This is a genomic window from Deinococcus roseus, assembly GCF_014646895.1.
Classification (GTDB): domain Bacteria; phylum Deinococcota; class Deinococci; order Deinococcales; family Deinococcaceae; genus Deinococcus_C; species Deinococcus_C roseus.
Map to the genome: position 1 here is coordinate 96,788 of NZ_BMOD01000013.1, position 22,836 is coordinate 119,623.

Here is a 22,836-nt window from a genome sequence, read left to right on the forward strand (position 1 = left end):
GTCTGTTACGAGCGTACACAGTCAACGTTGTCCTGTCAAGCATAAAAATTCAAAATTATTCAATTGAACCGGGTTTATAAATTTGACATCCAGATAAGAATATTTTATTTCTGATACGTTCTCTCTTTGAGAAAATATCAGAAAATCCATTGAGGTTTTTATTCAGTTTTTCTGAATTTTCTTGCAAATTTATTCGAGAAGATGCAAGCAAACCAGGGTTTGAGGAGGTCTGGAATCGGGCAGAGGCGTTTGTGGTTTGATGTCCAGAGCACGGCTTCTTGTGCTGGGCGAGGCCTGAGGTTTCTTCCACTGGGCGAGGCGTGCCTCGCCCCTACAGGTGCGATTTTAGATTTCTGCACCTGATGAATCCAGCAGCTTACCTTCAACCCCTCATAGATTTCTGCCACGGGGCGAGGCATGCCTCGCCCCTACAGTCCTCGGTTCAGATTTCTGACCCTGGGCTCTCGGCCCTCGGCCCTCGGCCCTGCGCCCTCAGCATCAAAAAACCGGGATCCCCAAAACGCTGGATCCCGGCGCAGACCTCAGGTTTCAGTTCAAACAAAAGCCCCTGTGGGTTCTGGCACCACCACGCCTTTTTTGAAGCAGAAGTTGGCGTAGGTGCGCAGCTCTCCGGTCACCACAAAAGCGTAGGCGTTCTGGGTCCGTTCGTAAAAAGCGAAGCGTTCGATGGGTTCACATTGCTCCGGCCTGATCTCGTGTTGTGCCAGCACCTGTAAAACGTCCTGCTGGGCGGAATTGACAAAACCTTCTGGGGCGTTGCAGACCTGCATGTAGCCCACTGGGTGTTTCACCTGGTCCAGCGGGAACACCGACAGAATCGCTTCACAGGCCCGCTGAAGCGAAATGCCGTCCAGCCTGAGGATCGGGCGGCCCCTGGCGAGGGTGGACGCTGTGAAATTGGCATCCACCACGAACAGTTCGTCTCCATGCCCCATCTCGCAGAGCAGTTTCAAAAGCTCCGGGGAAAGCAGGGGATCGATGCCTCTGAGCATGCGTTCAGGCTTTCTTGCGGGTGAGCTGGTCTGCAGCCACGGCCAGAATCACCAGAATGCCGGTGATCAGGATCTGGTACACCGAGGGGACGCCGGTCAGGGTGAGGCCGTTTCTGAACACACCCACGATCAGTGCGCCCAGCAGGGTTCCGAAGATCATGCCGCGCCCACCGAACAGGCTGGTTCCGCCCAGCACCACTGCGGTGATGGTGTCGAGGTTGTCGGTGGCTCCGGCGTTGGGGTCGCCCACTCCGGTGCGGGACACCAGCAAGAGGCCTGCAACGCTGTAAATCAATCCAGCCATGGTGTACACGCCCAGCAGCACACGGTTGGTGGGAATGCCGGTCAGACGGGCAGCTTCGGGGTTGTTGCCCACAGCGTAAATGTGGCGGCCAGGGGCGGTTTCGGTCAGGAAAATCCACACCACGATGTACAGCACAATCATCAGCACGGTGCCGTAGGTGATGGCGGTGCCCCCAATGTGAAAGGTGTTGCCAAAGAAGGTCAGGGCGGCAGGCAGTCCGGTCTGGGTCTGGGCGTTGGAGTAGATCTGGGTGATGGCAAAGGCGATGTTGTAGGTGCCCAGGGTCACGATGAAAGGCGGCAGTTTAATACGGGTCACCAGCAGCCCGTTCAAGAAGCCCACCGCTGTGGAGACCAGTGCACCCGCCATGATGGCCAGGATGGGGTTGAGGCCAGATTCCACCGCCAGTTTGGTCATCACGATGGTTCCGAGCACCATCACCATCCCGCAGGACAGGTCAATGCCCGCGGTCAGGATGATCAGGGTCTGGCCAATGGCCATCACCCCGACCACCATCACCTGTTGCAAAATCAGGGAGAAGTTCTGCCCGCTGAGAAAACGGTCCGACTGGGTGGCGAAGAAAGCGCTGGCAAGCAGAAGGGCCACGATGGGACCCAGCAAATTCAGGCTGTTGAGGCGTTTAAGCACGGGATTGCCCCCTGTGGTGCGGGCTTTGCTGGTGTTCTGGATGGTCATGGTGAAAGGCCTTTCCAGGGAGAAGGTTTTTTGACCTTCTCCCCTGTGTGGATGGATGAAAGATGTCAGTCAGCGGTTTCACCTGATCCTGCTTTCCTGACGCTGCTGTGCCGTCACAATTTGAAAGGTCTTACTTCACACCCCAGCAGTTGTTGAGGCCGAACTTGGTGTCTTTGCTGGGCACCCCTTTCATGCGTTTGTCGGTGATCAGGGTGACGCCCGTGTCGGTGTAGCCTGTGGTCTTTTTGCCGGTCAAGATATAGTTTACCCCGGCCTCCACGCCCAGAGAAGCCATTTTCAGGGGGTACTGCTGGGAGGTGGCAGCGATCACTCCGGCCTGCACGTTCTTCACTCCGGTGCAACCACCGTCAATGGAGACGATCATCACTTCTTTTTCGCGGCCAATGGCTTTGAGGGCCTGATAAGCACCTGCAGCGGCGGGTTCGTTGATGGTGTACACCAGGTTGATTTCGGGGTCTTTCTGCAGGCAGTTCTCCATGGCGGTCTGGCCTTTGGCCTGGTCGCCGTAACTGTCCTGCATGCACACCACGCGGGCATCTTTGTCGTTTTTGATGCCATAGCCATTCAGGAAGCCATTGTGACGGTCGATGCCCACGGGGTGTCCAGGGAAGAGGTCCAGGGTGGCGATCTTCACGGGTTTGTTGCCAAAAGCAGCCTTGGCGTATTGTCCGATCAACATGCCTGCTTTGTAGTTGTCGGTGGCGAACAGGGCGTCCACGGCGCTTTCAGGGTCGGTGGGGCTGTCCAGGGCAATCACCATCACGCCCTGCTTGCGGGCTTTTTCCAGAGCGGGCACGATGGCCTGCGCGTTGTTGGGGGTGATCAGGATGGTTTTTGCTCCGGCAGCGATCATGTTTTCCAGAGCAGTCACCTGTCCGGCGTTGTCTCCGTCTGCTTTGCCTGCTCCGGTCAGCAGTTTGGCACCTTTGGCCTTGGCGGCTTTCTGTGCGCCTTCTTTCATCTTCACAAAGAAGGGGTTGGTTTCGGTTTTGGTGATCAGGCCAATGATGGGCTGGTCGGCAGCGAAGGCAACGGTGGCGGTGAGCAGCACAGACAGGGCAGACAGACGTTTCATGTTCATGGTGGTTTCTCTCCTGTGGACAGACAACAGAACTGGCGGTCACACCAGGGGTATGGTGTGCAGCTCTTTTGCACGTTTTGTGGGGTGAAGTTGTTGCGGTCCTGACATGGACTGTACTCGAAGTTTTCACCCAGGTCAATCGCTGCATGCATTACAAACCCTGCACATTTGCAGAAATATTTCTGCAAACTCTCACTGCAAGTTGCAGAAAAGTCTTTGCAATGGATGAAAAAACCACATGGAACCGCTTCCCATAGCCTGATCGAAAGGCAGACAATCAATCAAAACAAATGCTTTACTCCACCTTCAATGTACCCGGTACAAACCGCTTGTGAAGCAAAACACCTGTTCTGCAAGCCCTTTCCTGCCCCATTTGCACCAGCAGCACATTGTGAACATTCCCACAGAAAACCAAAGTGGCTGCAATTTCAGTACAATCAGAACAAGACCCAGACGCTGCACACCCTTCTTGCATGCATTTGCATGACCCTGCTGGATGACCTTGCTGCGGTTTTGCCATAATGGTCAGGAGCCTTCATGTCCACGATCCAGCCTCCCCTCTTAGAGATGCGCGCCATCAGCAAACACTTTCCAGGCGTCAAAGCCCTGCATCAGGTCAACCTGGTGCTGTACCCCGGCGAGGTGCTGGCCCTGATGGGCGAAAACGGCGCGGGCAAATCCACCCTGATGAAAGTGCTGGTGGGGGCCTACCAGCCCAGCGAAGGCCAGATTTTCATCGATGGCAAAGCCGTGCGCATGAAAGACCCGCGCTCTGCACGGGGCATGGGCATCCATTTGATCTACCAGGAACCCAACCTGGCCCTCAACATGAAAGTCACCGAGAACATCTTCCTGGGCGCAGAAAAAACCCAGTGGGGACTCCTCAGTTTCCAGCAGATGCGCAAAATCACCCAGCAGGTGCTGGAACAGGTCGGGGCCACCTTCTCGCCAGACGCCCTGGTGGGAGATTTGTCCCGTGCAGAAGGGCAACTGGTGGAAATTGCCCGCGCCCTGGCCTTCAAACCCCGCGTGCTGGTGCTGGACGAACCCACTGCAGCGCTGAGTGAGCACGAAAGCCAGCGGCTCTTTGAAATCATCAAACACCTGCGGGGGCAGGGTCTGGGCATCGTGTACATTTCGCACCGCATGTCGGAGGTCTACAACCTGGCAGACCGGGTCAGTGTGCTCAGAAATGGCGTGCTGATCGGCACCGTGCAACGCGGACCCGAAGACCCCAACCGTTCCCCCGTGGACCCCAGGCGGGCAGGCATCAACGCCGAAAAACTGGTGCAGATGATGCTGGGACAATCCCTGCAGGAATTCCAGAAAAACCCCCAGGGCACCCCCAGAAAACCCGTTCTGGAACTCATTCAGGTCACAGATGGCAAGAAAATCAAACCCACCTCCCTGACCCTCAGAGAAGGGGAAATAGTGGGACTGGGTGGCCTGGTGGGCTCCGGGCGCACCGAACTGGCCAGGCTGATCTGCGGGGTCTCTCCCCTCAAAAGCGGCAAAATCTGGCTGCAAGGCAACATGCTGGACCTCAAAAGCCCCAGAGACGCCATCCAGGCAGGCATGGTTTATGTCCCGGAAGACCGCGTGAACGACGGCCTGTTTGCTCGCCTGAGTGTCTCCGAAAACATCTCCATCGGGGTGCTGGAACGCCACTCCCACATGGGCCTGCTGAACTTCTCCGAGGTGGCCAGACAGGTCAAAAACACCGTCACACGCCTCAACATCAAACTCTCCAGCCTGCACACCACCGTGGAAGACCTATCTGGTGGCAACCAGCAGAAACTGCTGCTGGCCCGCTACCTGTCCCTGAACCCCAGAATCCTGCTGCTGGACGAACCCACCGCCGGAATTGATGTGGCCACCCGTGCCGAACTGTACCGCACCCTCTCCAGCCTTGCAGCATCTGGCATGACCATCCTGTTCATCTCCTCAGACAGCGCAGAACTGGTACAGATCGCAGACCGGGTGCTGGTGATGAAAGAAGGCGAACTGGTGGGAGAAATCGATCCTGCACGCGGAGAAAGCATCACCCTGGAACACATCATGGAGTTTGCTACAGGTTTGAAGGGCTTCACGCCTGAGGACTGGAAGAAGAGGCATGTGCTGTGAGGGGTAAAGCCGAGGGCCGAGGGCCGAAAGACAAGAGCCGAGAGCCGAGAGCCGAGGGCCGAGGGCAACGATCTCTTTCAGGCTGGGTTCTGCTGAACACATGTGGTGATGCCACAGGAAGCAATTCGCTTGCAAGAAACCTTCTTTCTTCCCAAATTCCGATGCAACGGCTTCAGAAACCCTTCCAGCAAGGCCCTGATGGGCTCCACCCATTCAGATCAAATGCCCTCGGCCCTCGGCCCTCGGCCCTCGGCATTCTTTCACCCCCGTCCCAACGCACAAAACACCCCTTCACACCACAACAAGATCGGATAGAATCTGAGGGTAAACGATATGGCGACGATTGAAGACGTGGCAAAAGAAGCGGGGGTGTCCCCGAGCACGGTGTCCAGGGCACTCAGCAGGCCGGACATGGTTTCCCAGGACACCCGGGACCGCATTCTGGCGGTGGCCCACCAGCTGGGGTATCAGGCCATTCAGCAGGCCAGGCTGGTCAAACAGCAGGCCTCCACGTCCATTGCGCTGCTGGTCACCGATCTGGAAAATCCTTTTTATGCCACCCTCGCCAAGGGGGTGCAGGCCGTGGCAGACCAGCACGGCTGCAACGTGCTTTTGTACGACACCGAGGAAGACGAACTGAAAGAAGAGCGCTTCCTGAAAGTCGCCATGCAGCAGAAAATCCAGGGCCTGCTGATCGTGCCGACCAAAGGCACCCTGAACCACCTGAAAGAGCTTGCAGAAGTGCCCGTGGTGGAACTGGACTGTGCTTCGGGATTCTCCGGGGTGGGTCAGGTGCTGGCGGAAAACGTGCGGGGCACCGTGCTGGCCATGGACCACCTGATTTCGCTGGGGCACAAGAAAATTGGGTTCATTGGTGGACCTCCAGACATGTCCAGCACAGCAGAACGCCTGGAAGGATACCAGCAGGCCCTCGCGCTGGCAGGGTTGCTGCGGGACCCCCGCTGGATCACTTATGGGTACGGTCTGGAATCTGGGGCAGCAGAAGTCACCCGCAAACTGATGGCCCTGCCCAAAGAGCCCCGTCCCACTGCGCTTTTTGTTGGCAATGCAGACATGATGATCGGGACTTTGACTGCGCTGCAGGACCTGAAACTGAAAGTGCCCCAGGATGTCTCCGTGGTGGGTTTCGATGATCCCCCCTGGGCCAAAATCCTGCAGCCTCCCCTGACCGTGGTGGCCCAGTCCCCTTACGAGATGGGCCGGGTGGCCTGCGGCATCCTGATGCAGAACCTGCAACGGGAATTTGTGCTTCCACCACTGAACATCCGCCTCCCCACACAGCTGATTGTGCGGGGATCCACCGAACGTTTGCGCTGAGGGGGATTTAAAACCCTTCCTGCCGAGAGGGCGCAGCACGCTGCCCCCCTGCAGGTCTGGTTTGAAATTTCGTCCAATAGGGGCGAGGCGTGCCCCCTACATTGATCAATTCCATGTTTTGATCTGTTGCCCTCGGCCCTCGGCCCTTCTTGACCCGACGACGCGGTCCAAAGCGGTTTGTGACCGCTGGGTCGCTCGGCATCTTTCCCCCTGCAAACCCTCAAATGCAAGATTTCATGAAAATTGCAAACAAGTTTGCAGAATAAACCTTGCCATCTTGCAGAGGGTGTGTCACAATGACCAGACAGACACAAGACCCGTTCACCTTGCCCACAGACACAACCCACAACCGGTCATCCTGCATGGATGGATCCTGCGACACCTGCTGTCCCGGTTCAGCCCTTTCTGGCGACCTGCCCCTTTGAGCAGGGATCGCTGGCTCCATTTTCTCCCCTTCAAGCCCTTCCCCAGAACGCTCTCGTTTTGCTTTCCAAAGGACCCGTCAAATGAAGAAACCCATGCTGGACATGAAAGACATCTCGAAACGCTTCGGCAACTTCTACGCCCTGAAGGGGGTGCAACTGCAAGCCTACGCCGGAGAGGTGCTGGCCCTGATGGGTGAAAACGGTGCAGGCAAATCCACCCTGATGAAAATTCTGGCCGGGGTGTACTCCAGTGACACCGGCAGCGTGCAAATTGACGGCAAGGAAGTGCACATCAAGAACCCTGTGCAGGCCCGCAAAGAAGGCATCAACCTGATTTACCAGGAGCTCAGCATCGCCATTCATTTGAATGTGGCAGAGAACGTGTTCATGGGGGCACAGCCCCAGAATGCGCTGGGTTTTGTGGATTTTGCCCACATGCACACCGAGACCGCCAAAGTGCTGGAGAAACTGGGGGCACGCTTCAATTCGCACACCATGGCCAGTGAACTGTCCATTGCAGAGCAGCAACTGGTGGAAATTGCCCGCGCACTGGTGCACAAGAGCAAAGTTTTGATCATGGACGAGCCCACCGCCACCCTTTCAGACCGCGAAACCGAGCGTCTGTTTGCCCTGATCCGGCAACTGCGCGATGAGGGCATCGCCATCATTTACATCTCGCACCGCATGCCCGAGGTCTATGAACTGGCAGACCGGGTGTCTGTCATCCGGGACGGCACCTACGTGGGCACCCTGCAGAAGCATGAAATCGACCCGGACCGCATCGTGCACATGATGGTGGGCCGCGAACTCACCGATTTCTACCAGCGCAGCAAACTCTCCCACATTGGCGAGGTGATGCTGAAAGTGGACAACCTCTCCAGCAAAGGGGTGGTGCATCCCTGCTCGTTTGAAGTGCATGCCGGAGAGATTCTGGGGATTGCCGGACTGGTGGGTGCAGGCCGCACCGAACTGGCGAGGTTGCTCTTTGGTGCAGACCCCAGGTCTTCTGGCGAGGTGTGGCTGCAAGGCGAAAAACTGAACATCCGTTCCCCCCAGGATGCCGTAAGGGCTGGCATTGGCTACCTGCCAGAGGACCGCAAATCGCAGGGACTCTTCCTGCAGATGAGCGCCCTGGAAAACATCGGGATGAACGTGCTGGAAAAACACAGCAAGTGGGGCCTGCTGAATTACAGGGTGCTGGAGAAACTGACCAAAGACGCCATTCAGTCCATGGCCCTGAAGGTCAGCAGTCCCAGGGATCTGGCCATTGATCTGTCGGGAGGCAACCAGCAGAAACTGCTGCTGGCCCGCTGGATGGAGATTCAGCCCAGAGTGCTGATTCTGGACGAACCGACCCGTGGGGTGGATGTGGGGGCCAAGAGCGAAATCTACCGCATGATGGGCGAACTGGCCGCAAAGGGCGTGGCGGTGATCTGCATCAGCAGCGAACTGCTGGAAGTGATGGGCCTTGCAGACCGCATCCTGGTGATGCGTGAAGGTGAAATCGTCGGGGAGGTGAGTGGCAAGGAAATCGAGCAGGACAACATCATGCGCATGGCCACCGGAGCGGAGTACATTCCTTCAGCCCTGGTCGGAGCGTAAAGCAGCACCCTCTCAGCGTCCAGAAGACCTCCTGCACACTCCTTTTCTGGTTTTCTGGACGTTACTTTTTCCTTACCGAACGCTTAAGATTTCAGCTGTTGTTCAGCTTGCATGGGTGCGCTACACTGTTTTTGGAACCTCTTCCACTTCTGATTTTCTACCCCTCCAGACGGATGGCGCCTGCCATCCCTCCCCTTCTGATGGCCGTCCGGCCCACCACCTGGGACCAGGACATCTTCATCCGCACCTCCCGTTTTTGCAGAAGGAGAAAGAACCATGAGCGGTAGCGACACCGAACGACATGCCATGCTGAGCGCACAGAACCTCCCCAAGACCTCCAAATTTGAAGAAGCCCTTTACTCTCTGGGCGACGAGTGGGAAATGATCGAGCACGTGCACCTCGGGCACTTCACCAACCTGTACGTGTTTCTGTCGGTGTACGGGGTGCATGTGGTCTTTCCCCAGACGGTCTACGGGGTGGTGGACCATTACCGCTACCGGCTGGTGATCAACAACGAGAACATCAGCAAACTGGCCGAAAGCATCCTGAAAAGCACCGTGAACCTGAAACGCATGCTGAACTGCCCGGTCATCCCCATCATGCTGCACCGCCAGCTCATCGACGCAGAAGAAGCCAGAGACGGGTTTTACGACAGCAAACACCCCCGCCAGTGGGACTTCATCGGGGTGAAACTGCTCACATGGGAAAGCTTCGGGCCGCACCTGAAAGCCACCAAGCAGCCCGTGCTGACCCAGGAAGAACTGAAAGTCGTCAGACAGAAGCTGAAAAATTTGTTCTGAACATGACCAGACCCAGACCGGGACCCCACAGGTCCCGGCTTTTCTTTTGAGGGCTAAACCCGATTTCCCTCAAAGAAATGGTACTGGTTCTTGCCGTTTTTCTTGGCGTGGTACATGGACTGGTCGGCGTGGATCATCAGGGTTTCGGCATCGTCGGCATCTTGTGGAAAGAGGGCAATCCCGATGCTGGCCGAGATGTGGGCCTCGTTGCGACCCACCTGCACCGGTTTGTTCAGCAGGTGCAGGATGCGGTCTGCAATCATGGCGGCAGTCTGGCGGTCCGAGAGGCGGGTCAGCAGGATCACGAATTCATCCCCGGCCAGCCTGGCCAGCACATCGCTGCTGCGGGTGCACTCCCTCAGGCGGCGGGTGACCTCCAGCAAAAGCTGGTCTCCGGCCTGGTGCCCGTAGGTGTCGTTGACCTCTTTAAACCGATCCAGATCAATGAACAGCACGGCAGATTTCTCCTGGGTGCGGGCATGCTCCCGGACCTGCTGGGAAAGCAACTCGAAGAACAGGCGGCGGTTGGGCAGATCGGTGAGGGGGTCATGGTGGGCCTGGTGGCGGATGCGCTGCTCGGCCTGCTTTTGCTCGGTGATGTCCTGGGCGGTGCCCAGAATGCGCCTGTGGGTGTTCTCCTGCACCACCTGCGCGTAAAAGCGCAGCACCTTCTCCTGACCCAGCAGGGATTTGACCCGGAAATCCACACTCTGGGTGGTCTCTGGCCGTCCTTCTTCTGCCGTCAGACGGCGAAAAATGCCTTCCAGCAGCGGTTGATCGTCGGGGTGCACATAGCGCTCACTGAAGGCGTAAAAGTCCAGGGTGATGTGCCCGTGGGCCTGCTGCACCCCAAAGAATTCCTGCAGGGTGGGATCGAGCTCCAGTTCCATGCTGTGGGGGTGCAGTTCCCAGATGCCGATGCCTCCGGTTTCGGTGGCCAGCACCAGACGGCGTGAGAGGGCCTGCATTTGCTGTCTGGCCTGCACCATTTCGGTGATGTTCTGCACGGTGCCGTGAACAAATTCGGGCTGACCCTGCACAGTGCACACCACCCTGCCCCGCACATTCAGCCACAGGGTGGGCTGTTCAGGGAGGTGCACCTCCAGATCCAGCTGAAAGTAGCTGGTGTCTTTCTGGCTGGCATCTTTCTGCAAGGCGTTTTTCAGGTCCTGCAGGCGCTGCCAGCTTTGCGGGGTGAGCACCTGCTCCCAATGTTCTTTTGGCAGGGGAGCGGGCAAACCCAGCAGGTGCAGCAGTTCAGCGTTCCATTCCAGCGTGCCTGAAGGCAGGTGAACCCTCCAGCGGCTGAACTGGGCGATGCGGTACGCTTCCTGCAATTCCTGTTGCAAATTGTGCTGTTCCGTAAAATCCCAGCAGCAGCCCACCAACACCTCCCGGCCGGCCTGCACAACCTGCTGACCAGAGATCTTCAATTGCCGGATTCCGCCCGAGGGCAGCATCAGGCGGCACTCCACCTGAAAGGGCAATCCTGAACGGGCCTGCCGAACCGTCCAGCGCACCTTTTCCTGGTCTTCCGGGTGAATCCAGTCCAGCCCGCTGTCCAGGGTCAGGGAAAAGGTTGGCTGCAAAGGCACCATCACCGAATCAAACTGCAAGGCCTGGCTCTGCACGTCCAGCGTCCAGGGCACCATGCTGCCTGCAGACACCGCCAGTTGCACCTGCACCTCCTGCACCTGTTGCCTTGCCAGTTGCTGCTGGAACGCGGTGACATCCTGCAGCATCACAGACAGGTGCTTCTGACCTGACAGGACCATCGGGCTTCCAGTCAGGTGCAGCCAGTTGACCTGGCGACCCCGTTTCAGGGAAAGGGTGCGACTGAACGGCTGTGTGGCGGCGAGGTCCAGTGGCAATTCAGGGAAATGCTGCACCTGCAAAGCGTCCAGTCCAGCCGTACCCTGCTGCAAAAGGCGCAGGAAACCCGCATTGTGCCACACCACTTCACCCTGCTCTGTCACCACTGCCAGCCCCAGGTCGCTCTGCTCGCACACCTCCTGCAAAGCCACCGCCGGATCCAGACCAGACACCAGATACAGCAGCAAAGCCAGCGGGTTCCCATCGTGCACCACGGCTTCCAGACGGAACTGAAAGGTCCTGAAAATGCCATCTGGATCAGACAGGGTGAGGTCCAGGGTTTTGCTGTGGCTGAACTGCTGCACCTCCTGCTGCAACAGGGCAAGGGTGCGGGCCTCCCACACCGAGGACACAAAAATGGGATGCCCGATCAGGTTCTCCCGGCTGAGCTGGTGGGTTTTCACGGCCTGATCGCTGATTTCCTCCACCTGTCCGTCCAGGGTCATCAGCCACAGGGGCACCTGAAACATGCGGCAGCAGGCTTTGAGGTCCACAGAAATGCGGTGGGAAGGGGTGGGGGTCCAGCGGGTTTTCTTCATGCTGCAATTCCTCCCCGGGGTCTGCCAGCACAGGCAGACCAGAACAGGCACATCTGGATGCACCGAAACCTGGATGGGTTGAATTCAGGGTAACGAAAACAGCCTGTCAGGATACTTACCCTGTTACACCTTTGGAGAAAAAATCAAAAACAAGCTGTTATGACAGTCTCTGTTGTCAGGAAAGCGAAAATGGCGATCATGGGCACAACACCTGCAGCAGGGGCCACATGGCCCCTGCGTTTTTCTGCATTTCCATGTGGTTCTCCCGGAAAGGCAAGCCAGAACCTCTCTGGCATTGTTCTAAATGGCTCAGATGACTTTCATCCCAAACCCTTTAAAATAAATGGGCATGCCTTTCTTGCCTGCTTCATCTCAACATGTTCACTGTCCTCTTGCGCTGGCAGCACATGTTTTCAAAACAGCGAGATGGGCTGAATGATCAGGCATGCAAGCCCAATGCATTTGCAGGACATCAAGTATTCAATGGTTGACAATACATTTCAATGTGTCCGCCCAGATCCATTTTCAGAGCTTGATCTGGGACCAGGAACCGGGCCGTTTGTGCGCTTCAGATGGGACAGGAAAGGGATGTCATGTCAACACTGCAACAACAACTTCAGGAAATGCGTTTACAGGCGAGAACCATTGAGCCAGATTTTGAACCCGAATGTGACCTGCAACTCTGCCATTTGATGTTTGAGCATGAACTGGGACAACAGCTCTACAACACGCTGGACAAACCCACCAGGCAAGACGAACGCTGGATGAGCCTGTGCTGTGCGATTCTGGGGCAACGTGAACGGGCCTATGAACACCTGCTCAGGGCCATTGAAATGGGCTATGAAGAAGCCCAGATTGATCTGGTGCCGCTTCATTACATGCTGGGCAAACCCGAAGAGATGTGGCAACTGGTCAACACCCTGGATGTCTCCCAGTTCAGCAAGTTCAATCAGGCCATCTGGTACCGCAACCTCGCCCTGGTGCATTCTTTAAACAACAATGTCAAGGTGGCCCTGCTGAACATTGAGAAAAGCTGGCAGGTCATTCAGACCGCCCCTGAATTCAAGTTTTATGCCTCTGAAGTCCTGTTGATGTGTTCCAACCTGCATGCAGCAGTGGGCAACGAAGACAAACGGGTTTATTACCTGTCCAGGGCAGAAGAACTCTGCCAGACCAAATACAAATGGCAAATCAAATTGATCATCATGCTGACCAACCTGGACAACACCGATCTGGACGGCATGGTCGATCTGGCCCTGGAGATCATTGAGGGCAGCAACAATCCACGCCACGTCGTGATTTCCACAGTGTCCATTGGTCGGATCTTCATGTGTTATGGACAACTTCAAGAAGCCCGCAAGTACTTTGAAGAGGCCCTCTCCAGAGCCAGGCAGGCTGTGATGAGGGAAAACCTGAGCATCATTTATGGGTACCTGTCCATGATTTACTACAAATTGAAGATGCCACAGAAAATGTGGGTCATGCTCAACAAAATGAAGCCCCATGCCACCGCTGGCATCGACGAAAGCGTGCTGAAGTGTCAGCTGGCTTACATGGATGACTCCCTGACCCCACAGGAAGCCCTCCGGCTCAGCGATGAAGCCCTGGCTTACGCAGAATCCAGTGACGTTTTGCTGGAAACCATGCGGGTGTACATGTACCGCTGCGAGGTGTTCCGCAAGCACTTCCCGGAACGCTTTGAAGCCGCTGTGGACGAACTGGTGCAGTTCATGGTTCGCACAGACCAGTGCAACGGCACTTTTGAAGATTGGATCATCATTGAAGAGGTGTTTGATTTCATCAACGTCAAATACCCGGATTTGCTCCCCAAGGTGAGCAGCAACCAGCTGGAAATCCAGACCCTGGGCACAGAACGCATCCAGTACAATGGCCGGGACCTCAAATTGCCCCTCAGCAAATCCCTGGAGCTCATCGTTTACATCTTGCTGCACAAGAAAGTCTCCCTCAACAGCATCCTGACCCATGTTTTTGAAGATTTGGATCCCATCAAGGCCAAGAATTACTTCCACCAGATCAAACACCAGGTGGCCGAAAAAGTGGGGTTGTTGTGGATCGAGTATGACAAGAACACCCGTTTGTACAGCATTGAATCCAAGTACCGGGTGGTGCTCGATGTGCAGGAGCACCTGGAGAAAAACCAGAAATCAGACCAGGTGTTTTTGCCCTCCAGTGGCAGCGAGTGGGTACTGGATTTCAATGGTCGCATCATGCACAGCTGAAAATCCAGAATTCCAGGGAAGACCCGAAACGCGGTCTTCCCTTTTTGGTTGCTGGACCCTTTGTCCCTGCTCAGCGGTAACTTTGCAGTTCACACACCATCCCAGAGAGCACCTGCACCGTTCCACGGGTGCTGTAGCAGGAGATGCTGACCGGGCCGCAATTGGGATACAGCACCTCGGAAAACACCACCCGCCCGCCCTCTGCAAAAACCTCGATGGAAGACCAGTCCAGCAGAATGCGCAGCTTCAGGGGATCGTTTTTCAGGGTGAGGGGTGCGGTGTGGAGGCCATTGAAGCCTTCTTCTGGAAAGGCACTGTTTCTGCGCAGGAAAAGCTCGTCCTGCTGGTAACCCAGCTGCATTTCCAGAAACCCACAAAAACGGAAGTTGAGGCCAAATTCTGCAGTGTCCTGGGGCTGGATTTCCAGGTGCAGTTCCAGTGCAGCGTGCCCTTGGGCGTGAAGCAGCACCTCCTGATGGGGTTGCAAGGTGGGGGAAGGCAAGCGCTGAGAGGACAGGCGCAACTGAGAAAGTTCAGAAATGGGATGCTGCACCAGTTCCAGTCCGGTTTCACCGCTTTTCAGAGACAGGCTTCTGGGGATGGACATCTGGCCGTTCCAGGCATGAAAGTCCAGTTTTCTGGCGTATTGCCAGTTGTTCATCCAGCCCAGCCAGACGGTGCGTTCGGGATGGTTGGCCACACTGAGGGCAGCATAGAAGTCCTTGCCGTGGTCCACCCATCTGGCATCCTGGGTGGGCGCAAAAGTTTCACCATCGAAGTGCCCCACCCAGTACTGGCATCCCGATCCGCCATGCGGTCCTCCGGGGAAGACATCCACTTTGAGCACCCAGTGGGTGCTGCCCTGTTCGGTTTCCAGTTCGAAGAGATCCGGGACCTCCCAGATGCCTCCGGTGTGACCGGTGGGTCCAAAGTGGCTTTGCAGGGTCCAGTTTTTCAGGTCATCGGAGTGGTAAAAGGCAATCTGGTGGTCTTCTGGGAGGGCCAGCAACATCACCCAGCAGTTACAGGCTTCATGCCAGAACACTTTGGGGTCCCGAAAAGCCGTTTTTTGCTCATCCAGAACGGTGCCGTGTCTGGTCCAGCTTCTGCCCTGATCCAGGCTGTAAGCGAGGCACTGCACCTGAATTTCCGTACTGCGCTGGTGTCCGGTGTACAGGGCAACCAGGGGTGGGTTTTCCAAACTGCCAAACCCAGAAGTGTTTTCCTGGTCCAGCACGCAGCTTCCTGAAAAAACCATGGTTTCCCCATCGTCTTGCAGGGCCACAGGCAACTCTTCCCAGTGGATCAGGTCTTTTGACACGGCGTGTCCCCAGCTCATGTTGCCCCAGTCGGTGCCGTGAGGGTTGTACTGGTAAAAAAGATGGTATTCCCCGTTCAAAAAGATCAGGCCGTTGGGATCGTTGAGCCAGTTCTTTGCAGCAGAAAAGTGGTACTGGGGGCGGTGCTGCTCCTGAAACAGCGCCTGGACTGAGGTTTCCTGAATCATTGCTTCACGGCTCCCATGGTCAGGCCCGACACGATGCGCTTCTGCATGAAGAAGGAAAACAGCATCACCGGAAGGGAAAACAGGATGGACATGGCCGCCATGGCCCCCCAGTCCACGCTGTACTGGGTGTTGAATTCTGCGATGGCGATGGGGGCAGTTTTGGCATTCACAGTGGTGAGGAGAAGCGAAAACAGAAACTCATTCCAGGAGGTCAGGAAGGCGAAAATCGCGGTCACCGCAATGCCTCCACTCGCAACAGGCACAATCACCCGGATCAGGGCACCGAAACGGGAGCAACCATCCACCCGTGCGGCTTCTTCAATGGCGGTTGGGAAGCCTTCAAAGAAACTGCACATCAGCCAGATCGATAAGGGCAAATTGATGGTGGTGTGGGCCAGAATCACCGCCAGGTGGGTGTCGATCAGGTGCAGGTTCTTCATGAAATTGAACAGGGGCACCCCGATGGAGATGTAGGGAATCATGCGGGCACACAGGGCCAGCACCAGAAAAAGCCTGCCGGGAACGGTGGAATAGCGGGTGATCCCGTAAGCTGCTGGCACCGAGAGCACCAGGGAAAGCAGCGTGCTGCACAGCGCAATGATCAGGCTGTTGGAGAAGGATTTGAGGGTGCCAGGGTTGGCCAGCACGGTCAGGTAATTCTGCAAACTGAAGGCCTCTGGCAGCAAAGTGGGCGGCACGGTGATGGCGTCCACTGCAGGCTTTAAAGAGGTGGAGAGCAGGTAGAAGTAGGGAAACACGTAGGCGGAGAGGAACAGCAGGATGGCAAATCCAGCGATCAATTGCAGGGTCAGGCGGGGGGTCATGGCATCCTCCTCAGTGCTTTCCGGGCTTCCAGATGGAGAAAAAGAGCGTCAGGCTGGCGATGAGTAAGCCCACCAGAAACAATGTCGCGGTGGCAGAAGAGGACCCGAGGTCTCCGTAACGCACCATTTCGCGGTAAATTTGCAGGCTCAGCACATCGGTGGAGAACTGCGGGCCGCCTCCGGTCATCACCCAGATGATGTCGAAGGTGCGGGCTGCGTCGATGCCGCGCAAGATCAGCACCACGGCAATCACGGGCCTTAAAAGCGGCAGGATGATGTGCATGAACACCTGCAAAGGACTGGCTCCGTCGATGTTGGCGGCTTCTTTGAGTTCAACAGGGATGTTCTGCAGCCCGGCGTAAAGGATCATGGAAACGAAGCAGGTGGTGAGCCACACATCGGGCAAAGTCACCGAGTAGATGGCCAGGTCAGGGCTGCTCAGCCAGTTGATGTCGTTGGGGGTTTTGATCAGGTGCATCCAGTACAGCACCCAGTTCACAATGCCGAAATTGTCGATCAGCATGAAGCGCCACAGGATCCCCCCCACCAGGGGGGAGATCATCAGCGGGAAGAGGAAGACGGTGCGCATCAGGTCGGATTTCCTGCCCAGGAAGGAGAAAAGCAGTGCAGAGGTGAACCCGAGCAGGAATTCGGCAAGCAGGGTGACAGCGGTGTACTGCAGGGTTCTGCCCACCGAAGTTCTGACCCGACTGGAGGAAAAGAGTTCCAGGTAATTTTGCAGGCCCGCGAAAGTGCTGCTGTCGGGATTGGTGAGTTTGATGTGCTGGAAGCTGTTGTACACCAGAATCCCCAGCGGATAGAGCATGAAGATGCCAATGAAAATCGCGGCGGGCAGCAGCAGCATGAGGACGTAATTCTGATCGGAGAGGCCCCGCCGGGGTTTCCGGGGACGGGTGTGCGTCTGGCCGCCACGGCTGACCATCAGCGGTAATTCTCGACTTCGGAAAGGGCCCAGTCCACGGCCTGCTCGGGGGTTTTCTTGCCAGAGAAAGCGTCCTGGATCATGGGGACCAGCACCTCATCGGTGATCTGCTGCCAGCTTTCCACCCTGGGGCGTCCGGCGGTGTTCTTGAAGTTCAGGGTTTTGATCAGGGCAGAGAGGTGCTCATAACCGGGTTTTTTCTGGTAGGAGGCGAAGGCGGATTTGCGGGCAGCCAGTCCCAGTGGGGCATCCAGACCCAGCACGTTGTTCTGGTAGGCGAACTTGACGAATTCTTCTGCCAGGGCTTTCTTTTTGGAGGTCTTTGGCACGATGTTGTACCAGGACCCGGCAATGGCGGCTGCGCCTGACTTCCCTCCAATGATGGGGGCCGCGCCGACTTTGCCTTCCACTTTTGAGTCTTCGGGGGTGAGCTTGTAGGCATGTGCCCAGAAGATGGTCATGGCGCTCTTGCCCTGGTAAAAGAGCTGCTGGGCGGCGTTCCAGTCCACATCCAGGGGTTGAGGGGAAACCTTCTGGGTGCGGTACAGGTCGGTCAGGTACTTCAGGGCAGAGACGTATTCATTGCGGTACTGCTTTAAAGCGTTGCCTTTGTCGTCCACAAAGAGGCCCTTCGCTCCGGCCTGCAGGGCGTAGGCCAGGAATTCGGTTTCCACCTTGCCTTTGACATCGGTGCCGTACAGGTCGATGATGCCGTCTTTGTTGGTGTCCCGCGTGAAGAATTTTGCAGCATCCTGAAAGGTTTTCCAGGTGGTGGGGACTTTGAGGTCGTATCCGAACTGCTTTTTGAAGTCTGCTTTGTTTCTGGGGTCTGCAAAGAGGTCTTTGCGGTAGAGCAGGATTTCGGCGTTGGTCCAGGTGGGCATGCCAATGTAGTGACCGCCGTACTGGGCATCTGCCAACAAAGCCGGGAAGATGTCTTTCCTCACCGCTGCAGTGAAGAGGCTGTCCAGGGGTTCTGCAAAACCCTGCAGCATGGGAAGCCAGGCCACATCCACCGTCGCCACATCAAATGAAGCGCTACCGGAAGCCATCTCTGCAGAGAGCTTTTCCAGCACCCCGGCGTAGGGCACATTCACAAAAGTGACTTTGTTTCCGGTGGTTTTTTCCCATTTTTTGGCGATGGCTTCCTGCAACTGGAAGCCTCCCCCTTCCACCAGCACGGTGAGGGTTTCGGCCTGGGCGGCCTGGGCAAGCAGGGCGAGAGACAAAAGGGACAGCAGTGGTCTGGTGCGTTTCATGACAGACTCCTCTGGAGAGGGGCAGGTGGGTTCTGGCCCTCGCTGGGTTGTGGTTATGGACCTGACTATAGACCCAATTGACAAGGTTGTCAACAGCAAGACAGAGACCATTGACAAGGTTGTCAATTCGGGTTTAAGGTGATGGCAACAAAGCAAGCCACTGGGTCCAGGACAACCCCTTTCCTTTACTCATGTCTGGGCTTTGTCACTTCTTACCCCCAGGAGAAAAACATGGACGTCTGGAACCCGAACAGCCCGCTCGGTGGGCTCCCCTTTGTCAAAAAAGCCCGCACCCTCAGAGAATCCAGCTACGACCGCACGGGCGGAAACCGCGACTTCCGGGTGGTCCCTGCAGGCGCAACCGAAGTCCTGATCGACCGCGAAGGGACTGGATGCATCAAGCACATCTGGATGACCACCCGCTGCTACGCCCCCCACTACCTGCGCAAACTGGTGCTGGAAATGTACTGGGATGGCGAGGAGAACCCCAGCGTGCGGGTGCCCTTCGGAGACTTTTTCGGAATCGGTCACGCCACCTGCAAACACTACGTGTCTTTGCCCCTCTCGATGGTCTTCGGAGAGCGCAGAGGTCCCAAGGGTCCCTTTGCAGCCTCCATGAACTGCTACTTCCCTATGCCCTTCGGAAGCCGCGCAAAAATCCAGATCATCAACGAATCGGAAAGCCCCATCGAGAACCTGTTCTTCTACATCGATTACGAACTCTACACCGATGAGGCCCCCGCAGACCTCGGGCGATTCCATGCCACCTGGCACCGCGAAAACCCCTGCGAACCCGTGGTCTACGAAGCCACAGAGGAAAATCCTGCTCCCTGGGACCTCCCCGGCCTGAACACCACTGGAGACGACAACTACGTGATTCTGGATGCAGAAGGCGAGGGGCACTATGTGGGCTGCGTGCTCAACATCGACAACTTCGACGCTTCAAATCAGGTCTACACCTGGCCCGGAGAAGGGGACGACATGATCTTCGTGGACGGCGAATCCTGGCCCCCGCAGATCCACGGCACCGGCACCGAAGATTACTTCAACTGCGCCTGGGGCTTCCCCAGTGGCGAATATGCTGGACCCTACCACGGCATCTCGCTGGGCAGCGACATTCAGGAGCATTTCGGCAAGTGGAGTTTGTACCGCTGGCACATCGAAGACCCCATCCGCTTCTCCAAATCCATCCGGGTCACCATCGAGCACGGCCACGCCAATGACCAGGGCAACGATTACTCCAGCGTGGGCTACTGGTACCAGCTGGAGCCCCACAAACCCCTCCCGGAACTTCCCCCTGTGGAAGACCGCCTGCCCAGACGCTGGCCTGAACACGGGCTCTGGGACAAGTGAAAGCAGAGAGGCCCCGCTGGAGACGGCGGGGTTGTGTGTTTTTGGGGCCGAGAGCCGAGAGCCGAGAGCTGAGAGCTGAGAGCTGAGAGCTGAGAGCTGAGAGCTGAGAGCTGAGAGCTGAGAGCTGAGAGCTGAGAGCTGAGAGCATCGTGGTTTAAGGGGACTCACCTGTCAAACCATCAAGCCATCCCAGATGGCATAAAATCACCTGCTTCATGTCTGAAAGCTTCAGCATAAGCCCTGGGTTTGCCCTCGGCCCTCGGCCCTCGGCGCATTGCTCTTCACCCTCGGCACTTCCCCCTTGCACCTTGCAATGCACAAAGCGTTATACTGTTTGACAACGTTGTAAACGATCGAAAACCCCCAGGAAAAGGACTGGATCCATGACCAAGAACGGCAGAGTCACCCTCAAAGACGTTGCAGAAGTTGCTGGAGTGTCCTTCAAGACCGTCTCACGGGTCGCCAACAACGATCCGAACGTGCGGGATGAGCTGCGCCAGAGGATCCTCAGAATCATCGATGAGATGGGCTACCACCCGAACCACGCTGCACGGCTGATGCGGTCTGGCACCTCCAGTGTGATCGGTCTCATGACGGACCGGATTTCCACCACCCCTTACGCCGGAAACATCGTGAAAGGGGCGCAGGAAGCCGCCTGGAAGCATGGCCAGATGCTTTTCATCATGAACACCGATGAAGACGATGCCCTGCAGAAAATCGCCATCGACACCATGATCAACCGGGGCGTGGACGGCCTGATTTTTGCTGCCGTGCACCACCGCAGGCTGACCCAGGAACAGGTGTCTGACCTCAAAAGGGGCATTCCCACCGTGCTGGTGGATTGCAGTTCCCCGGACGAAAGCATTTCCTCAATGGTTCCAGATGAAGAACAGGCCGGATATGAGGCCACCAGAGTGCTGATCGAGGCCGGACACACCCGCATCGGGTTCATCAATGGGCCTGCACGGTTTCCAGCAGCTGTGGGACGGCATCAGGGGTACCTGAGGGCACTCACCGAAGCCGGGGTTTCCACTGGCCGTGAACTGGTGGTTTCAGGCGGATGGTGGCAACGGGACGGTTATGACAATGCCAGCCGCCTGCTTTCGCTTTCCCAGCCTCCCACAGCGATTTTTTGCGCCAGTGACCGCATCGCCATGGGGGCCTATGACGCCATCAAAGAGCGGGGCATGAAGATTCCAGACGATGTGGCCATTGTGGGTTTCGACAACCACGAGATCATCGCTGCGCACCTGAGGCCCGCCCTGACCACCATGGAAATTCCCTACTACCACATGGGACGCTGGGCTGTGGAACGGGTTTTGCAGCTCAAAGAAAACCCCGAACTGCCTGCCACCTTTGAGCTGGCCCACTGCTCCCTGATTCTGAGGAATTCTGCAGGGTCAGGGGTCCCCCAGCTGGCTGAGTGAAATTTAAAGCAGCGCTTCAAGTTCGGCCTGATCGAAACTGCCCCCCGGACGCTGGGAAACCTTGCGGTAGATGATCTTTCCGCTCTGGTCAATCAGGATGGTGCCGTTCCACTGCAGGAAACCCAGGGTTTTCTCCAGGCTGTAGGCGCGGTACACGCTGCGCTCCGGGTCAGCAGCAATGGGAAAAGGGAACTGGAAGCGCTGGGCCACGGTGGTGGCGGCTTTTTCGTCTCCTCCGCCAATCACGATCACCTGCACGCCTTTCTGTTTGAGCAGGGGGTGGATGCGGTGAATGGCCATCACGCTGCGCATGCACAGGGGGCAATTGAATTCCCGCATGAAGTACAGCAGCACTTTGGATTTGCCGCGGTGGTCTGCCAGACGCTGCACACCCTGGCTGGAAGGGATTTCAAAGGTGGGTGCGGTTTGCTGGGCGTGCTGGGTCATCTGGGTCATGGGGTGGTCCTTTCCAGAACAGGTGCAGTGTGAATGGCTTCTAATGCGGCACGTGCGCCTTCTGCTGCACTGGTGACGGCCTGACGGTAGGGGCTGTCCGTGACTTCCCCAACAGCGTAAACGCCCGCTTTGCTGGTGCGGCCCCTCTGGTCGGCAACAATGTGTCCCTGAGGGGTGAAGTCCAGCTGTCCTGCAAAGAGCTGGCTGCTGGGCGTGGACCCAATGCACACAAAAACAGCATTGGTGTGCAGAAGGCGGGTCTGCTGGCTCTGCAGGTCTTCGATCAAAACCCGTTCCACCTGATCAGAGCCCTGAATTTCAAGAAGTCTGGTGTGTAAATGCAGGTGAATGTTGGGTGCAGCCTGCACCTGTTCCTGCAACACCTTTTCAGCACGGAACTGTCCTGAACGGTGAAGGAGCAGCACTTCTTTTGCATAACGGGAAAGCTGCAGTGCATCCGTCAGGGCAGTGCTTCCCCCTCCCACCACCACCACAGTCTGGCCTGCATAAAGCGGTCCATCGCAGGTGGCGCAGTGCTCGACACCAGCGTTGTGAAACTCCCGTTCACCAGGAATGCCCAGTGTTTTCGGGGTGCTTCCGGTGGCGATGATCAGCTGGTCTGCACGGATCTGCTGTCCATCGTCGGTGTGGATCAGGTAAGGACGCTGCTCCAGACGGACCTGGCTCACAAAAGCATCCAGGTACTGCGCTCCGTATTTCTGGGCGTGGCGCTCCATCTGCACAGCCAGGTCAAAACCGCTGATGCCGTCTGGAAAACCAGGGAAATTGTCGATCTGTTCGGTGGTGGTGATCTGGCCTCCGGGGGTCTGTCCACGGATCACCAGAGGATGCAGGCGGGCACGGGCAGCGTAAAGGGCAGCGGTCAGTCCGGCAGGTCCCGAACCGATGATCACCAGGGGTTGAATCTGAGAAGTCATGGAAGCCTTTCTGGAGCAGCGTTCTGGTTTGCAGGGCTGCTCTGCTGGATCTGCCTTCAAGGTACACTTCCAC

General features: G+C 56.9%; 18 protein-coding genes. 8 read left to right on the forward strand and 10 right to left on the reverse strand.

The features are described from left to right. Positions 1 to 554: 554 nt before the first annotated feature. The 3 genes from IEY52_RS16095 to IEY52_RS16105 all read right to left on the reverse strand — a co-directional run bounded on the left by IEY52_RS16095 (position 555) and on the right by IEY52_RS16105 (position 3,115). On the reverse strand, positions 555 to 1,013 hold the full coding sequence (locus IEY52_RS16095) for an RbsD/FucU family protein (protein WP_189004155.1): 459 nt from the start codon (positions 1,011 to 1,013) through the stop codon (positions 555 to 557). 4 nt (positions 1,014 to 1,017) lie between these two features. Continuing rightward, positions 1,018 to 2,013, reverse strand: a complete 996-nt coding sequence (locus IEY52_RS16100) for an ABC transporter permease (RefSeq protein WP_189004157.1) — start codon at positions 2,011 to 2,013, stop codon at positions 1,018 to 1,020. Positions 2,014 to 2,143: 130 nt separating this feature from the next. Next, a complete protein-coding gene (locus tag IEY52_RS16105) occupies positions 2,144 to 3,115 on the reverse strand; it encodes a sugar ABC transporter substrate-binding protein (protein ID WP_189004159.1) in 972 nt (323 codons plus the stop codon). A gap of 168 nt (positions 3,116 to 3,283) precedes the next feature. Here IEY52_RS16105 and IEY52_RS16110 point away from each other — a divergent pair, with 168 nt between their 5' ends. The 5 genes from IEY52_RS16110 (at position 3,284) to IEY52_RS16130 (ending at position 9,405) form a co-directional block, all read left to right on the forward strand. Next, positions 3,284 to 3,637: a hypothetical protein gene (locus IEY52_RS16110; protein WP_189004161.1), complete on the forward strand. Its 354-nt coding sequence runs from the start codon at positions 3,284 to 3,286 to the stop codon at positions 3,635 to 3,637. A 15-nt stretch (positions 3,638 to 3,652) separates the two neighbouring features. Further along, complete coding sequence (locus IEY52_RS16115; protein ID WP_189004163.1) at positions 3,653 to 5,239, forward strand: sugar ABC transporter ATP-binding protein; 1,587 nt, start codon at positions 3,653 to 3,655, stop codon at positions 5,237 to 5,239. 333 nt (positions 5,240 to 5,572) lie between these two features. Then, the gene (locus IEY52_RS16120) at positions 5,573 to 6,577 is read left to right on the forward strand and encodes a LacI family DNA-binding transcriptional regulator (protein ID WP_189004165.1); all 1,005 of its coding nucleotides are present in this window, start codon (positions 5,573 to 5,575) and stop codon (positions 6,575 to 6,577) included. A gap of 506 nt (positions 6,578 to 7,083) precedes the next feature. After that, complete coding sequence (locus IEY52_RS16125; protein WP_229684846.1) at positions 7,084 to 8,604, forward strand: sugar ABC transporter ATP-binding protein; 1,521 nt, start codon at positions 7,084 to 7,086, stop codon at positions 8,602 to 8,604. A 276-nt stretch (positions 8,605 to 8,880) separates the two neighbouring features. Then, positions 8,881 to 9,405 carry a hypothetical protein gene (locus tag IEY52_RS16130; RefSeq protein WP_189004167.1) on the forward strand — a complete coding sequence of 175 codons (525 nt, stop codon included), beginning with the start codon at positions 8,881 to 8,883 and terminating at the stop codon, positions 9,403 to 9,405. A gap of 53 nt (positions 9,406 to 9,458) precedes the next feature. Here the strand turns inward: IEY52_RS16130 and IEY52_RS16135 are convergent, their stop codons facing one another. Next, on the reverse strand, positions 9,459 to 11,816 hold the full coding sequence (locus tag IEY52_RS16135) for a diguanylate cyclase domain-containing protein (RefSeq protein ID WP_189004170.1): 2,358 nt from the start codon (positions 11,814 to 11,816) through the stop codon (positions 9,459 to 9,461). 593 nt (positions 11,817 to 12,409) lie between these two features. On the opposite strand from IEY52_RS16135, the gene IEY52_RS16140 reads away from it, so the two are divergent. After that, positions 12,410 to 14,056, forward strand: a complete 1,647-nt coding sequence (locus IEY52_RS16140) for a tetratricopeptide repeat protein (RefSeq protein ID WP_189004172.1) — start codon at positions 12,410 to 12,412, stop codon at positions 14,054 to 14,056. A 70-nt stretch (positions 14,057 to 14,126) separates the two neighbouring features. Here IEY52_RS16140 and IEY52_RS16145 read toward each other — a convergent pair whose 3' ends face one another. Genes IEY52_RS16145 through IEY52_RS16160 form a run of 4 tightly spaced genes read right to left on the reverse strand, consistent with a single transcriptional unit; the run spans position 14,127 to position 18,589 of the window. Then, a complete protein-coding gene (locus tag IEY52_RS16145; protein WP_189004174.1) occupies positions 14,127 to 15,563 on the reverse strand; it encodes a glycoside hydrolase family 32 protein in 1,437 nt (478 codons plus the stop codon). Beyond that, positions 15,560 to 16,387 (reverse strand): carbohydrate ABC transporter permease, encoded by an 828-nt coding sequence (locus tag IEY52_RS16150; RefSeq protein ID WP_189004176.1) that lies wholly within the window; start codon positions 16,385 to 16,387, stop codon positions 15,560 to 15,562. The genes IEY52_RS16145 and IEY52_RS16150 overlap by 4 nt, the downstream gene beginning before the upstream one ends. Before the next feature lie 10 nt (positions 16,388 to 16,397). After that, positions 16,398 to 17,330 (reverse strand): carbohydrate ABC transporter permease, encoded by a 933-nt coding sequence (locus tag IEY52_RS16155; RefSeq protein ID WP_229684847.1) that lies wholly within the window; start codon positions 17,328 to 17,330, stop codon positions 16,398 to 16,400. Further along, on the reverse strand, positions 17,330 to 18,589 hold the full coding sequence (locus tag IEY52_RS16160; protein WP_189004179.1) for an ABC transporter substrate-binding protein: 1,260 nt from the start codon (positions 18,587 to 18,589) through the stop codon (positions 17,330 to 17,332). The genes IEY52_RS16155 and IEY52_RS16160 overlap by 1 nt, the downstream gene beginning before the upstream one ends. A gap of 231 nt (positions 18,590 to 18,820) precedes the next feature. On the opposite strand from IEY52_RS16160, the gene IEY52_RS16165 reads away from it, so the two are divergent. Together IEY52_RS16165 and IEY52_RS16170 are read left to right on the forward strand one after the other, a co-directional pair. After that, a complete protein-coding gene (locus tag IEY52_RS16165) occupies positions 18,821 to 19,942 on the forward strand; it encodes a glycoside hydrolase family 172 protein (RefSeq protein ID WP_189004181.1) in 1,122 nt (373 codons plus the stop codon). Between the two features lie 383 nt (positions 19,943 to 20,325). Next, positions 20,326 to 21,369, forward strand: coding sequence for a LacI family DNA-binding transcriptional regulator (locus tag IEY52_RS16170; RefSeq protein WP_189004183.1), 1,044 nt, complete (start codon positions 20,326 to 20,328; stop codon positions 21,367 to 21,369). Positions 21,370 to 21,372: 3 nt separating this feature from the next. Here the strand turns inward: IEY52_RS16170 and IEY52_RS16175 are convergent, their stop codons facing one another. Together IEY52_RS16175 and IEY52_RS16180 are read right to left on the reverse strand one after the other, a co-directional pair. Beyond that, complete coding sequence (locus IEY52_RS16175; RefSeq protein ID WP_189004185.1) at positions 21,373 to 21,825, reverse strand: peroxiredoxin family protein; 453 nt, start codon at positions 21,823 to 21,825, stop codon at positions 21,373 to 21,375. Then, complete coding sequence (locus IEY52_RS16180; RefSeq protein ID WP_189004187.1) at positions 21,822 to 22,763, reverse strand: NAD(P)/FAD-dependent oxidoreductase; 942 nt, start codon at positions 22,761 to 22,763, stop codon at positions 21,822 to 21,824. Before IEY52_RS16180 ends, IEY52_RS16175 begins: the two co-directional genes overlap by 4 nt. Positions 22,764 to 22,836: the final 73 nt, after the last annotated feature.